Here is a 14,477-nt window from a genome sequence, read left to right as displayed (position 1 = left end):
CGACCCACCACATCCGCCGCCATGACCCGTGATCAAAACGGTCAGGACCATCGGCGTCATCCCGCCACGCCGCAGACCCCCGGATACCCACCCAACACCATGATCAACTTAGGCTACGCGGCATTGGGGCAGTGCCGGACGACGCAGTGAGGGTGATCCCGACGGGGACAAGCCTCCCGTTCGCCGCGCAGATGACCATCACCCGGGTCTGGACACCGGCGTCACGGCGATCGTCTGGTATCCACTCGTATAGAGCGGCGTGTGCCGCGTCCCAGTGCGCGGCATCGACGGCTGCTACGACTTTTCGCGACATCCATGGTGTGAGCGGCTCGTCGTCCGGTATGGCGGACATTGCTGTCACGGTGACGCCATGGACGTCAAGATACTCACGGACTGCGCTCTGGGTCTTCGTTACGGCGACTTCAGTATCGCCATCGACGGCCGCCTGCAGTTTCGTCATGTCCTTGGTTCCGCGACGGAGCGCTTGACTGGCTTGCGAGTCGTCAGCCGCGATCAGCAGGTTGGCGACAGTGCTCACTATCGGACCGAGAACGCGCGGGAACGTTTCCCCTACCCCTGACAGAAGTGGTGTGCCGTCGCTCAGCGCGCGCTCGATTCCAGAAAGACAGTTGAAGAATCGGAATCCGACTGTGCGTACGCTGCCGTCGCCGTTGAGTGCCGAACTTAGCTGCTGCAGGCTCCCGGCAAGCTCGGCAAGTGACGCGCGCGATCGGTCGGCGCTCTTTGCGGCGCGACTCGCCTCGTCGATGGCAGCACCCGTTACGGCGAGCGAGGCCGCTGCGGCTGCTCCGAGTACCTGCATCGGTTCCGGTGGCCGCAGAGGGAGTGCGGCAACGGCCGCTGCTGCGGCGTCGACACGCCTCATCCAGTCAGCCCGTCGCCTCAGGTTGTCATGTGAACCGAGGCGTCCGGGAATATCCGTTATCAACGAAACGATCTCAGCGGCGACGATCGCCTGAGCGCGGCAGCGTGCGGTCCAACTCTCGGCGCTCAAAGACTCCGAGGCGACGGCCTGGAGGGTGACGTTCCCGCGAGTCGCCGCATTTCGAGGCAGTGCGCCAGCCCGCAGGTTCTTGATCCCATCAACGATTGGAGGCTTCTGACTTGCCTGCCACAACTCCAGCCGGAGCAAGTCCGCCTCGGGGCACGCATCGAACAGCCTGCGCGCAACCGCGACCAGCTGTGCCCCTGGTGACTCGGCGCTGTCATCCGTCTGGATCGAGCCGTCGTCAGCCAGTACAAGATCGTTTCGCATGAATTGGACCGCACGGATCACGCATGCCCGACCGGGCTCGAAGGTGGTCCCGCGTGCCAAGGTGCCGATAGCGGCAGGCAGCTCCGCAGCGTCGATGTACTCGACAGTTGTCGTGGCGCCGTATGCATCGTGAGCGACGGCATCGGCGGCGCGTTCCTCGATCGCGCCGAACAGCTCCCCAACAGCAGGTCCGGAGACTTGTGAGAGCGCGGCGAGGGTGGCGATGAGCCGACCGCGAAGCGTTGCACTGTCGATTTCGAAGCCGTCGCCTGCGGGAACGGGTATGGCTGGAACATGAGCGTGGAACACTCCAGACGCCTGCTCGCCCGTGAGCGAAATCAGCCCTTCCGCTGCTTCGGCCAGGCGTACCGCTGTCGAGGTATCTGTCGTTGACAGCATCATAAATAGACGCTCGCTGGGCAGTGCCAGCGACGCCTTCCGCGTCGCATTCCGGCTTGGCTCTGGCATCTGTGCGCCCAACCGGCGCACGGGTTCAAAGCCTGGCAGATCTGGACCCGCGCCTGACCGCGAGGTATAGCTCAGCCACAGCAGGTTGTACACGTCTGCCGTCGGCGGGGCTTGACGTTGAACTAGCGGCAGCACCGCGTGGACATAGGCCAGCACGTCGAGCCGGTCGGCTGACTCCAATAGCCCAGCCGCGATGCGGGCTCGGTCGGGCCGATCCGCAGCCAGGGCCTCGAGTTCACCGGCGACGTAATGCGCGAATGGTTTCATCGCAGATTCGATCTCGGCGAGCAGGTCAGCCGCTGCAAGGCTTGATCGGTTGCGTCTCACATCGGACGCTATCCGGTTAGCTGCGCGTCTGAGCGCTTGGGCCTGCGCGGCTGGTGGCAGCATCCGTATCGCCTGGGCATATGTTTCGGCCAGTATCGGCGGTGGAGGTGTATGGAGTAGCTCAAGCAGAATCTCTGCCCGCAGATCATGTACGCCCTGCCAGGTGACCTGATCCGTGCTCAGCGCGAGGTGCTCACCTTGCAGCACTCGCAGGGCATCTTGGACGTCCTCCTCATCCTTGCTCAACGCTTGGGCGAGGGTGTCCGCTCGGAGCGTGAATCCGATCGTATGGGAGGCGCAAATCAGTCGCAGTAAACGCTGAGCCAACCGCGTGCCCGGTTGGGACAGCTTCGCTACCTGCTGGCTAAGGATGGCCCGGATTCTCTGCCCTGTGGTTGTCAGTGCGATGAATTCCATGAGCAGGCCGTTGGCGCCAGCGAGGGCTTCCTCTTTTGCCAACGCGGTCGGTATCCCGGATTTCGCCATCGCGTCGTAGATGTCGCTCGCTGAGGTGTCAGTTAGCCGCGGGTCGACGAGGACGGCGTTTCCGGTCACGCCCGGCGCCGCGTTGTCGAGCCGTACAGCGCCGATGACGCTTACGCCGGGAATCTGGAGGAGTTCGTCACGGCAACCCGGCCATGCCGCCATGGCTGGCGTGCCCAAGTCGTCGACACAGACAACAACTCGGAGTCGGTAGTCCGGCATCATCCGACGGACATGACGCAGCAGCATCGCAGACTCGGCTTGGTCTGCGACGGACTTGATCCGGATTAGCTGTGGTCCGTGCTCTAGCAGGCGGGCCGCACGCCAGAGCAAGCATGACTTCCCGGCGCCGCTCGGCCCGGCGATGACGACCTCACGTCGATCGTTCAAGCCGTTGAGAATCGCGATGGTCTCCGCGTGCCGGACCACGTCCAAACCGGCGACAACGTGACCGGGCTTGACGGACACGCCGGCGAAGAAGTCCGCCAGACTGTCTGGTGAAGGGATCATGAAGTCGACAGGCTCGCAGACACCATGGACGATCGCCTCGTCCAGGCCGTCTAGATCAACGACCTCTACCACTCGGTTGGCGTTGGCCCTTAGGTCAGTCAGTGTCCGCGCACCAGCCGTACCGATCGATGCCTCACGCTGAGCTGCAGCGAGGTTCCCTAGATCGACCAGGAGAGATCTGCGAACGATGTCGGCCACAGCTGGCTGCAGACCTAGGCCGGTTTCGAGTAGGCGTCGCGTGTGAGCACCGAGATCGTAATCAATTGCGACCAGGTGCGTTCGAGACAGGATCGCCATCGGGTCGATGTGGTCGAGTCGAGCCTCGCGAAGCTTTGCTTTGAGGGCTTCTCCGATTTCCTTCAGTACCTCCCGCAAGCCAGAGTCGACCGCCAGCGCATCTGCGAGCGTGGTGGACCAGCCCGTTGCGGGCAGTCCGCTGCCGAACTTGCCGTTGGTAACGATTGCCAGCCGAACTGTGGTCCCGCTATCGGCGGTGAGTCGAACTGCGTTGGCTGCATGGGTGAGGATGTCGGCGAGAGCTGCGGCCGCAGTGGCTCTCGCGGCGACCCCATGCTCCTTGGCCTGGACTAACAGCACCGTCCCATCAGCGAGATGGCAATCGATGTCTTCGAGGCGTTCCGGCATTACTGACACCACCGGCAGCTCTGGGTCGCTGAGGCCCGCAGCGAGAAGCATCGCCGAGACAGCAACTTGGAACGTCACGCCCGCGACCGTGGCTGCCCCTGTGCGTAGTGACGCGTGCAGGTCTCCGAGCGTGGACGGTGGCTTTTTGGGTGGCGGCATCGAAGAACTGGGAGCGGAAGCCGGTCCTGGCGTGTTCGCCTTTCGCGGCTGCCGTGAAGTCAATCTCCCTGACACGAAGCCTCCACGTTGAGGATGTCGTTTCTGCTGGCCACCAGGGATCCCCGACGGTCGCCGGTGACTGGTGTGCGGAGAAACTTGAGCTTTCGGTTGTACCACATCGGGCAGCGAGCTATCGCCGTGCGGATCAGAGCAGGGCTCACCTCAGGGCCACTGCAAGGACTCTGTTGGCCATTTCGCTGTAGCGGGCGGTTGCTTGACCTTGGCGGACTCTGTTGGCTAACTCGCTGTGATCTTGGCTCAGCGGGTAGCGGCGGGCGCGGCGGTCGTCGGGGGCGGGACGGCGTTGACCTGTTGCGCGGCGACGAAGTCTTGCTCGCTGACCAGCGCTGGATGAGCGCGGGTCGCGGAGATCACCCATTGTTGTGTCGCGTTCCAGCGGCGAACGTCCGTCCGGGGCGAGCAGGTCGCCTGCCTCATCCGGCGGGCCGCGGTCGGTGCGTTGCCGGTTCTACACCTGCCGGCCGGTGTAGCGGCGGTTGGCGAGGATCGCCGCGACGGTGCGTAGCGTCCATCGGTGGCCGGTGCGGTGTGGGTTGCGGTCGGGGTCGGCGCGGGACGGGCAGGGGATTTGCCGCTGGTTGAGGTCCCGGGCAATCGCGGCGACACTGCGGCCGGTAAGGCGTTGGGCGAACATCCACTCCACGTGCGGCGCCGTTTCCGGGTCCGGTTCGAGCCGGTGCGTTCGGCGACTCCAGCGGGCGTGTGGTGGATCAAACGGCTGCCCTCCGGCGCTCAGGTCGGCTGGCCGTGTCAGACGATCCGCCTACGTACCGGTGAAACCGTCACGATCGGCCCCTGAGCTGCTGGAATATGGTTCGGATTCTGCCAAGAATGGTCCACGCGGGTCAAAGGCCACTTCCCGGGTTCGGGAGGTGGCCTTTCTGCTTGCGTACAGCAGTTAAGTACAGCAGCGGTGCTTCAATGGCCGAGGGAATCGCCGAGGCGCTTGAGTGCTTCCCGCGTCGCCTTGGACGAGACCTGGGTGTAGATCTCCATGTTCACGGAGAAGCGGGCGTGCCTCAGCACCTGCATGGCGACTCTGGGGTGGACGTCGAGGTCGGCGAGCAGCGTGGCGCAGGTGCGCCTGGCGTCGTGGACGGTGATCGGCTTGACGTTGGCCTTCTCGCACCTTGTCTGCCAGGAGCGCTGGAAGTTGCGCGGCTCGATCGGTGTGCCATAGCGGGTGGTGAATAGGAGGCCGGTTTCGTGCCACGCGTTGCCGGCGGCTGCTCGTGCCTCGTCGCGTTGTTCGCTTCGTAGCTTGAGCGCCGTCAGGCAGATGTCGGGCAGGGGGAGGGTGGCATCGGACGCCTGGGTCTTGGTGTCGCGGTGCAGGAGCTGGCCGCGTACGCGTTGCAGTTGGCGGCCGATGGTCAGGTCTCCGGCGTCGAGGTCGACGTCCTCCCAGGTGAGCCCCAGCGCCTCGCCCTTGCGGAGGCCGACGACGAGGACCAGGGCGTAGGCGGCGTAGAGCGGGTCCTCGTCGGCGCGGGCAGATTCAAGGAACTTGCGCGCCTCGTCGCTCGACCACGACTTGCCCCGGCGGCGGCGGGCCGTGGCGAGGGTGACCGGCACGGCCGGGTTCTTGGTGATGAGGTCTTCGGCCTGGGCGTGGGTGAGGGCGGCCCGCAGCGCGGCCCGGATGTCGCTGACCGTCCGAGTGGACGGGAGAGCCTGGCAGCAGCGACCAACCGCACAGCAGCGACGCTTCTCCTTCCGGCGTGCGGCGTCCTTGCCCTGTGCGCAGCACTGGCAGGTGCGGGCCACCTGGTTGATCCACGTCTGCACGTCGCGGGATTGGAGGCGGTCGAGCCGCTTTGCGCCGAGACCGGGGGAGATGTAGCGGCGGACGAACGTTTCGTAGGTCGCGTAGGTCAAGGGTGCTCGGTTCGGTTGGATGATCTCGGTCAGCCAGTAGGTGAGGAAGCTGCCGACCGTGGGGACGCTGGTCGCCACCGGTCCCTGCTTCGCCTGCTGGTGCAGCTTGATCCACTTGTCGTGGACGGCCTCGCGGGTCTTGCCGTAGACGTACTTGCGGGTGCGCCTGCCGTCGGGCTTCTCGACCCAGACGTAGGCGGCGAAGCCGTTCCGGTACGGGAAGATCGATCCTTCGCCGTTGGCTCGTGCGCGGGCGGGCATCAGGCGGCCTCCTGGCGTTCGACCTTTTCGCGGATGTAGTCGTCGACCCATTCGGGCAGGATGCGGCGGTACTTGCCGTCCTTGATGGAGCGCAGCTCGCCGGTGGCGATCTTCATCTTGACCTTGGAGATGCCGAAGCCGAGCAGGACGGCGACCTCGGCGGGGGAGTACCAGCGCGGGGTGAGGTTTCGGCTCATGCGGCGGCCCCGGTGCGCCAGGCTTCGTGGGCGAGTTCTTCCCGGCCGATGCGCCTGCTCTCGCGTCGCTGCCTGGCGGCGGTGTTGGCGAGCAGCGCGTCACCTTCGGTCAGCCAGCCTGAGCCGGAGTAGGTGAGTGTGCCGACGGTGATGGTGTCGGCGGGTTCGTCGTCTTCGGTGCGGCGGTAGGTGGCGCGGGTGTCGCGGAGCAGGCGGAAGGTGACGGAGTAGCGGCGGGCCTTGGTGAGGAAGTGGCCGCCGAAGCCGAGCATGTGGGCCCAACGGCGCAGCCCGGCGTAGGCGCTGAGTTTGGTGTCAAGGCTGTCTTGACGGTCGTCGCCTGTTGCGGCGCCGCTGGCGGTATCGGTGCCGGTGGGCCTGCCGAGGTGCCAGCAGGCGTCGATGAGGCGGGCGAGGTGGTCGCCTTCCGGGTCGGCGTAGTCGTCGATCGTGGCGGGGGTGAACCGGGTGAACTGATGGCCGGTGGCTTCGGTGGCCTTGGTGGCGTACTTGGCCAGGTAGGCGGCCACCTTGCCGTCCGTCAGCTCGCCGCCGGCGCTGTTGATCCGGCGGACGTCGACCTGCTCGCCCCAGGCGACCACCCAGCCTTCGGGTCGGTCGGGGTGCCGGGGTGTGGTGACAGTGATCTGGCGAGCGGCGGCGTGGACGGCTTCCTCTAGGTCGTCGACGGTGATGCCGGCCGGCGGTGGCACGAGGACGTCCGGGTCGTCGGGGTCGACGCCGTCCAGTCGCAGCAGACAGTGAAAGTGCACCGCTGCCCGGCACTGCATCTCGGCGACCTTGCCGTGCGACACCCGCACGGGCGGCACCCACCGGACCTTGCCGGAGGAGGTGAGGACCCGAACGAGCGGAATGCCGCGCTTCCGGCAGAGTGCGGCGAGGTGGCGTTCGATGGCCTGCTTGGTGCGCCGCCACAGCTCGCCGGAGAAGTAGTTCCAGACGACCTGGTGGTCGTGGTCGTAGCAGTCCAGGCACAACGGCCGGCCGAGCCGCGGATCGTCGGCGTCGTGCCGGGCGAAGCACGCCGCTGGCTGCCCGTGCTTGCAGGTGCCGGCGTTACTTCGGGCGCGGCAGGGTGCCGGTCGGCAGTCGCAGCGCTGCCGGCTGCGGCAGGTGTGGCGGGGGACGTGCCGGTGGTGGACCGCGCCGAACGAGGGGGCGGTGAAGGTGGCGAAGACGACTGGGTGCCGGCCGACCGAGGCGGGGACGCCCTTGCCGCCGGTCAGGCCGCAGCGAACGAGCTGATAGGCGTCGCCCTGGTAGACCCAGGCGCAGTCCGGGCAGTGCGATTCGCGGCGGTTGCCGCACGCCTTGTAGAGCGTGCGGTCGGGCAGCTCGTCGGTGTGCAGCCGGCTGGTGATGCGGCCGGTGCCGGCGTCGACGGCGGCGATCGTGCCGGTGAGGCGGATCGGGCGGGCACAGCCGCCGGCGGGGCGGGTGTGCTCCAGCCAGCCGGAGAACTCCGGCGTGGCGGCGCGGTGCATGGCCTGGGTGTAACGGCCGACGGCGAGGCCGGGCCGGTACAGGGTGAGCGGGGTGGACACGACTGTCTCCTCATCAGGGGGTGGCAGGGACGAGAGACGAAGCACCACCAGCCGTGGACGGGAGTCCGCTGGTGGTGTTCGTCGTGTCTCCTGGCACCGCCGAGAGGGCGGCTGACGCCGGAGGGCGGAATCGTGGTCTTGCCACTTCCCGCCGATAAGTTGTGTCCTTTCGCGCGCGTGGGCTCGTTGATGAGGGCCGGCACGGGTGGGGAGCCTGGGATGTCGGCATCCGGCGGTGGCCGCAGGCTGCCCCCACCGGTGGAGGTGAGCGAATCCGGGCCATCGTGGACGGCAGGGAAGGCCGTGCTGGGCCGCTCAGCGGATTCAGTGGACCGGCGCAGCGGCCGGTGCGATCGAGAGCCGACGGGACGTGGCCCGCATCAGCGGCAGGAAGGCCGCTCGGCATCTCCGATGTCGAGTCCAGGGATCCGGCAGGAAGGCCGCGCTGGCGTGCTCGACGAGCGCCAGAGTAGCACCGGGTACCGACACGTCAACCCGCCGTGACCTCTCAGGCCGAGGCGGGACGGCCGGCTGCCGGCCGTGCCAGGTCTCAGGACGTTCGTGACAGAGGAGTCTCGGAACGTGGGTGACACTTCCGGCTAGCGGGGCGGTGACGGCGGCTCGGGTGGGCGTCCTCGGGCGCGGGCTGCATCGGATAGGGCGATCGCGGCCAGGACGAGAGCAGCGGCGATGGCGATCACCAGCCGCGGCGCCCGGATCATCGCCGGTGAGAGGGCGGCGAGGACCAGGACACCGATCAGCCGGTTGCGGGACACGCGGGCGAAGACCGCGTACTCGAAGATGCCGCGCCCGGCCAGGAACAGCGCGGGTCCACCGAGGATCATGGCGATCCAGATCGGCTCTGCATGTCCGAACGGGTGGGCGAGGACGTGATCGACGCAGTTGGCGGTGATGACGACACCGGCCACCATGATCGGGTGGGAGTAGGTTGCCGAGATGCTGAGGCGGAGCGGATCGGGGGCGGCCGCGATGGCTTCCGCCAGCAGCTGCCCAGCGCGGTAGACATAGATTCGCCACAGCAGCACGGTGGTAGTGAAATACACCAAGGCTGCGACGCTGTGCTCGGCCCCGAAGCCACTGGTGCCGAACGCCAGACCCGTGACCAGGATCAACTCGCCGAGCGCAATGATGAAGAACTGCCGGAAGCGCTCGGACAAGTGCTCGCCCAGGATCGCAAGCTCCGATCGCGCAAGGCGACCCAACCCGGGTGTGGGCAAGCGGAGTGCGGTCGCCGTGTAGTCGACGGCCACCGCCAGCGTCCACAGCGCCAGACGCGCCGTATCGTGCGCGACGGCTCCCGCGATCCATGGCACGGCGGACACGCCGTACCAGAAGAATTGCCGCAGGAAGGCGCGCTGCGCCTGGTGGCCGCGCAGCAGGAGCACGAGGACGACGCTGGCGCCAATCCGAATGGCGACGTACGGGCCCGCGAAGAATAGGCCTCGCTTGCCGAACGCCTCCGGCGTCGCGGCGGCGATCACCAGGATGCCAAGCATGGACGCGATGACCAGCAGCTGTATCAGCGGTTGTTGCGGATCGAACCTGTCGGTTGTCCCCGCAACGCGGGACCAGACCCACCACAGGGCCAGCAGCAACACCAGCGTCTGGAAGGTGCCGATCCACGTCAGATTCTGGAGCAGCCCCTGCGTGAGCCGGAAGAGCGCGAGGACGAACACCAGGTCGAAGAACAGTTCCAGGTACGTTGCCTGCTGCGGCTGCCCGGGTCTCCGCAGCAGCCCGCCCGCCCTACTGGTCGCCATAGGCTCGCCCGCTTCTGCCGTCATTGTCGCTTTGAAGCAGTACCACGCTGCGGGCTCTGGTGGATGCGGATGTGCTGCCCTGGCCCGGGTCGAGTGGCGGCGTTCTACAGGCGGAGTGTCACCCACGTCCCGAGATTGATCTGTCACGCAGGTCCCGAGACCGGACAGCCGGCTGCCGGCCGGTGTGGGAGGACTTTCTGTACGTCTATCAAGGCGGCCCGCAACGGGCCGCACGCGCCGCCGCCTGGGCGCGCGCCGGCCGCTGCCGCTGTCGCTCTGCGGCCGTCACGCCTGACGCCCGGTGGCTGGCCGGAGAGCGGGAAGCCCGGAGGGCCGCCGCAGAACGACAGGCCGTTGACGGTGAGATGGTGGGCCGGCAGCCGGCCGGGCCGCGCGGCCACGAGCCCGCGCGGCGTAGGGGAGCGCACGCCGGCCGCGTCGGCGAGCTGGCGGCGGTCGCGGGGTTGCGGTTACTGCGCCTCCGGCGGGGGCGCTCCGGCTCCAGGATGGCCGGGGCTCCGTCGGCGGGTCGCCGTCCGTGGGTGGTTGCGCAGAGCCATCCCGCCTGCCATCGACCCGGGCGAGCCGAGCAGACCGCCGCCCGACCCGCCAGCGTCCGAACGGGCGTCAAGGTCCGCTTGACGTGGCGGGTCGGGCGGCGGCCCGCTCTCCAGACGGGCGGGTCGACGGCGATGGGATGGCAACAGCGCGCAGTGTCCGGGCGTGCCCGATGCGTGCCCGTCACAGAGGTCAAGACCCCGGGGGCGACGACCTAACGGTCACCTTCGGCGCAACAACACAAGGCCAACGGCGAGAGCCGACAAGCCGACAAACGTGGCATAGAACAGGGTGGTGAGCCAGAAGCCGAGCCGTTCATCCAGGTCGAGCATCCAGCGGGCGAAGCCTCCGACGAGCCCTGCTGTAAGAGTTCCTAACAGAAGTGATCTACGCCTCTTCCGTCCTTTGCGGACAGTGATTTACGATGTCTGGCCGTGAGGCGTGGTGAGCAGCCGCCGTGGATCGTGCCGGACGGGTTGTGGCAGCGCATCGAGCCGTTGCTGCCCAAGCCTGTGCTCCGCGATCCCCGGCGTCCGGGACGGAAACGGATCCCGGATCGGCAGGTGTTGTCCGGGATCCTGTTCGTGCTGCACACCGGCATCCAGTGGGAGTTCCTGCCCCAGGAGCTCGGGTTCGGGTCCGGGATGACCTGCTGGCGGCGGCTCGAGGAGTGGAACCGGGCCGGGGTATGGCAGCAGCTGCACGAACTACTGCTCGCCGAGCTGCAGGCCGCGGGAAAGCTGGACTGGTCCCGGGCGGTCATCGACTCCTCCCACGTCCGTGCCGCTAGACGCGGCCCAAAAGCGGACCGAGCCCGGTCGACCGCGTCCGAGCGGGCTCGAAGCACCACGTCCTGACCGAGGGCGCCGGCATCCCCCTGTGCGCGTCGCTGACCGGCGGCAACCGTAATGACGTCACCCAACTGCTGCCGCTGATCGACAAGGTCCCACCGGTCCGCGGCCGGCGAGGCCGGCCCCGCCGGCGCCCCGACGAACTGTTCGCCGACCGGGCCTACGACCACGACAAGTACCGCAAAGCGGTACGGGCCAAGGGCATCCGCCCGCGGATCGCCCGCCGCGGCACACCACACGGCTCCGGGCTGGGCGTCTACCGGTGGGTGATCGAGCGAACGATCGCCTGGTACCACGGCATGAAGCGACTCCGCATCCGGTGGGAACGCCGCGACGACATCCACGAAGCCTTCCTCAGCCTCGCGACCTGCATCATCACGTACCGACACGTCGTACGACTTTGTTAGGACCTCTAAAGGCCGCCACGCCCACAAGAAGCCTGTCCCCGGTGGAAAGGCGCGTCTGCCCTGGATTCGTCGACCCCATGTCAGCCTCATCTGCGCGTTGAAAGGAACTCCGTGGCGACTGCAGAACACGCCCACAACCTTGAGCCTCAAGGTCAGGAGGCGGCCCGGCGGTGGGGCACACAGGGGGCACAAGACACCGTCAAATGTTGTCGACGATTGACCAGCGACGGCAAGCTCGGAGGCCGTGTGAGCATCGGTCGAGCACCATTCCCGCTGGTGGGCCGATCGCGGCTCGGAGTTCCGCTTCAACGTCTGACCCTCGGGCTGGGTGACCAACTGGGTGACGACCGGGGCGACTGACGCCGGACGCCCACGGACGATGGTGGACTGTTCCGGCAGCTCGCCCCGGCTACTCGCCCAGCTCATCGACGGCTGATCATTCTTTCGGGACGAACGAGTCAGGCACCGGTCTGCTGTTCCAGTTGCCGACGAGCATCCCGCCACAGGTGCTCGAACTCCCTGGGGGACAGGCTTTCCAAGGCAGGTTCCAACGCGGAGCCGGGTGGAGGAAACGGGGCCTCCGGCACAACCCCGTACCGGCGTTCGTACTCGGCTACCGCGCCCACGGTCCCTGAGTCACGAGCGATGAGCACCTCTGCAAGCGACGCCGCCGCCAAGAAGACCCCGCCCGATCCACGCAGCTCAACGTGACGCAGCGCCCACCGATCGGCGTCCAGCTCGTCGTAGCTCCAACGGTCGTCATCCGGCCAGTACCAACGGACGTAGGTGAGCATGTGGCCATTGTCGCCCGAAGCCTGTGGCAGCTTCGCCGACGGGCTGGGGCACACAGGGGGCACAAGACAGCGTGAAATGACGTCAAGGAGCGACCAACGACGTGAGCCCCAGGACGATCCTGGCCAGCGCTGTAGGCACGTCTTAGCAGGTCATGGGCAGGCCACTCTTCCGCTTCAACGTATGACCATCGGGCCGGGAGACCGGGGGATGGTCGGCAGTCGGTAGGCGTGCTTCCATGACTGCATGACCAAGACCGGCGTGCGGCCGACTTCCAAGCAGGTTGCTCAGTTGGGTGCGTGGTTCCTGGTCTTCGGCTTGGGTGTCCTCATGATCGAGGTTTGGGTGGGCGACCATCCGTTCAGAGGGAGCCCGGCGTCATGGGGCCTCGGGGAGACCTTCTCTGTGATGGGGGGCGCGTTCCTCTGCTGGGCCGCGCTGCGTCATCGACAGCAGCGGTGACAGCAACCGGCCCGGATGAAGACGACCAAGGCCGGCGTCGCACGGACGGTCGGCCGAGGCGGGAGACGGTCCGGGACGCCGCCGGACGACGCGCCTAGAACTTACAAACGAGGGGTCACCGGGTCGCGGGAGGCGCTTGTGCCAGGTCGACGAGGACAATGTCTAGGCAGCGCTCGGATTACATAAAGCGCCACATGAGGAGGCCGGCCGTGGTCAAGGTGCTGCAGTCGCGTATCGATTGGAACCTTCGGTGATTCCGGTCCGCGCTCGTCGAGCTGCGCGACCTGCTACGCCGGCATTACAACGAGCACTGGGCACAGTGGGCGGATCGAGCGCTTACCCGCTTGGATGCTCGGGATGCGGCTGGCCTCGATTACTGGCTGGACGCATACGGCGGCATGGGAAGCATCAACGATCTGTCGATCAACTGGAGCGGGTCGCTGTCGCCGGATCGAGGGCGAGCCGTCTACGAGCGGATCGAGGAACTCCGAGGGCTGTGTTACAGCCTGGCGGCTCAGCTCAAGGTCGACATTCAGAAGTCTCGGCAGCAATGACCATTCGAGCGTGCCCGATCCATGCACGATCCAACGGTCAACACCGGCCAACAGCGGCACATAGACAGCCTCAACCTGAACGCTCCGTGCTCATCCAGCCAGGCCATACGGCTACCCACCGTGTAGATCAATCCGATTCCCAAGCTGATGCTAGGCACCTTCCAAACTGACCGTGCGAGGATGAGTGACCATGAGCCCCAACACTTGGAGCTTGCTCGACGGCAGAGTGGAGCGAGCAAAGCGCTCATGGCCAAAGATCAAGTCGGTACTGCCTGTGGGTGAACGAGTCCGGGCGCGGGTCCTCGCGGCGATGCCGTTCGGCGTCTTCGTCGAGATCGAGGCTCAGCCGGATGCGCTGGGCCTGGTGGAGATAACCACGCTCCCGCGCGGCAGCGAGCTTCCAGCTGTTGGCGTCTACCTCGATGCGGTCGTGGTCAGCCATGCCTCTCACAACTGGCAGGTGAGACTACGGCCAGCCGAAGTCGAAGCCGGCGGCTGAGTGACTAACCGGGTGACGATCGGGGTGTACCGGGCTGGACATCTGTGGACGACAACGGACACCAGCGCCAGGGTCTGGCCCAGGTCGGCGCAGGTAGAGACACCCTGATCGTTGCCTGGGGGTCAAGGAGTCGGGGCACTTGATCAACGCCATGCGACCTCGTCGACCTCAAATCCCGTGCCCGCAGCGTGCCCGATGCAGCGGTCAGCATGGGGCAGCGAGGGACGCCCGGCCGCCGGAGGTTGACAGGCGAGAAGATCTTCACGTTTCGCGTTCGCATCGGTACTCTTCGCAACCATGGCATCTCGCGGCGAGTCGAAGCTTTGGCAGTACTGGGGTTATGGCGTCCTAGCTGTGCTCCTGTTGTCCCTCGGTAGCAACGCGTTCGGTCCCGGCATCTACGCGGTCCTCGTCGGCCTTCTGCTCGTCTTCGTCCTCTTCCAAGCTCCGGTCTACTGCGGGGCGATCAACCGGAAGCGCGGTGGCGGCGTTGAGTTCTGCCGCAACAACTCGGCTGGCCTGATTCTCGGCTGCCACCTTCGACAGCACAAATGGCAAAAATTCGGACGTGACTGGTGGTCTCTAGGCTGGCGTCAGGTACATATTCAGCTTGAGGTGACGGCCTGGGGCAGCCATGGTCCAGTGGTGAACAGTTGTTTGAGCACGTCGAGGGCGTCGAGGCCGTGTTTGGCGGCGGTGGACAGGTAGGAACGCAGGGTGGCG

Annotated in this window: 11 protein-coding genes and 1 pseudogene; 4 read left to right on the top strand and 8 right to left on the bottom strand. The window is 66.6% G+C overall.

What is annotated here, in order from left to right; translation table 11 throughout:
• Positions 1 to 103: 103 nt before the first annotated feature.
• The 6 genes from DKT69_RS02145 to DKT69_RS02120 all read right to left on the bottom strand — a co-directional run bounded on the left by DKT69_RS02145 (position 104) and on the right by DKT69_RS02120 (position 9,655).
• A complete protein-coding gene (locus DKT69_RS02145) occupies positions 104 to 3,787 on the bottom strand; it encodes a hypothetical protein (RefSeq protein WP_146230967.1) in 3,684 nt (1,227 codons plus the stop codon).
• A 610-nt stretch (positions 3,788 to 4,397) separates the two neighbouring features.
• Positions 4,398 to 4,583, bottom strand: coding sequence for a recombinase family protein (locus DKT69_RS39400; RefSeq protein ID WP_236647287.1), 186 nt, complete (start codon positions 4,581 to 4,583; stop codon positions 4,398 to 4,400).
• 284 nt (positions 4,584 to 4,867) lie between these two features.
• Positions 4,868 to 6,088, bottom strand: coding sequence for a tyrosine-type recombinase/integrase (locus DKT69_RS02135; protein WP_109799919.1), 1,221 nt, complete (start codon positions 6,086 to 6,088; stop codon positions 4,868 to 4,870).
• Entirely contained in the window at positions 6,088 to 6,285 is a 198-nt protein-coding gene (locus tag DKT69_RS02130) for an excisionase family DNA-binding protein (RefSeq protein ID WP_109799918.1), read from the bottom strand. Before DKT69_RS02130 ends, DKT69_RS02135 begins: the two co-directional genes overlap by 1 nt.
• The gene (locus tag DKT69_RS02125) at positions 6,282 to 7,850 is read right to left on the bottom strand and encodes a replication initiator (protein ID WP_109799917.1); all 1,569 of its coding nucleotides are present in this window, start codon (positions 7,848 to 7,850) and stop codon (positions 6,282 to 6,284) included. The genes DKT69_RS02130 and DKT69_RS02125 overlap by 4 nt, the downstream gene beginning before the upstream one ends.
• 599 nt (positions 7,851 to 8,449) lie before the next feature.
• A complete protein-coding gene (locus DKT69_RS02120) occupies positions 8,450 to 9,655 on the bottom strand; it encodes a low temperature requirement protein A (protein WP_236647286.1) in 1,206 nt (401 codons plus the stop codon).
• 968 nt (positions 9,656 to 10,623) lie between these two features.
• Here DKT69_RS02120 and DKT69_RS02115 point away from each other — a divergent pair.
• Positions 10,624 to 11,447, top strand: a pseudogene (locus DKT69_RS02115) (IS5 family transposase).
• A 458-nt stretch (positions 11,448 to 11,905) separates the two neighbouring features.
• On the opposite strand, the gene DKT69_RS02110 reads toward DKT69_RS02115, so the two are convergent.
• Positions 11,906 to 12,241, bottom strand: coding sequence for a hypothetical protein (locus DKT69_RS02110; protein ID WP_109799914.1), 336 nt, complete (start codon positions 12,239 to 12,241; stop codon positions 11,906 to 11,908).
• Between the two features lie 244 nt (positions 12,242 to 12,485).
• Here DKT69_RS02110 and DKT69_RS02105 point away from each other — a divergent pair, with 244 nt between their 5' ends.
• The 3 genes from DKT69_RS02105 to DKT69_RS39395 all read left to right on the top strand — a co-directional run bounded on the left by DKT69_RS02105 (position 12,486) and on the right by DKT69_RS39395 (position 13,754).
• Complete coding sequence (locus DKT69_RS02105; RefSeq protein ID WP_109799913.1) at positions 12,486 to 12,701, top strand: hypothetical protein; 216 nt, start codon at positions 12,486 to 12,488, stop codon at positions 12,699 to 12,701.
• 275 nt (positions 12,702 to 12,976) lie between these two features.
• On the top strand, positions 12,977 to 13,255 hold the full coding sequence (locus DKT69_RS37605) for a DUF6966 domain-containing protein (RefSeq protein ID WP_438361793.1): 279 nt from the start codon (positions 12,977 to 12,979) through the stop codon (positions 13,253 to 13,255).
• 190 nt (positions 13,256 to 13,445) lie between these two features.
• Positions 13,446 to 13,754: a hypothetical protein gene (locus tag DKT69_RS39395; protein ID WP_236647285.1), complete on the top strand. Its 309-nt coding sequence runs from the start codon at positions 13,446 to 13,448 to the stop codon at positions 13,752 to 13,754.
• A gap of 348 nt (positions 13,755 to 14,102) precedes the next feature.
• On the opposite strand, the gene DKT69_RS38110 is transcribed toward DKT69_RS39395, so the two are convergent.
• A complete protein-coding gene (locus tag DKT69_RS38110; protein ID WP_161557754.1) occupies positions 14,103 to 14,291 on the bottom strand; it encodes a hypothetical protein in 189 nt (62 codons plus the stop codon).
• Positions 14,292 to 14,477: the final 186 nt, after the last annotated feature.

Origin of the sequence: Micromonospora sicca, assembly GCF_003172935.1 — a bacterium.
Lineage (GTDB): Bacteria > Actinomycetota > Actinomycetes > Mycobacteriales > Micromonosporaceae > Micromonospora > Micromonospora sicca.
This window is presented reverse-complemented; position numbering and strand designations above follow the sequence as displayed.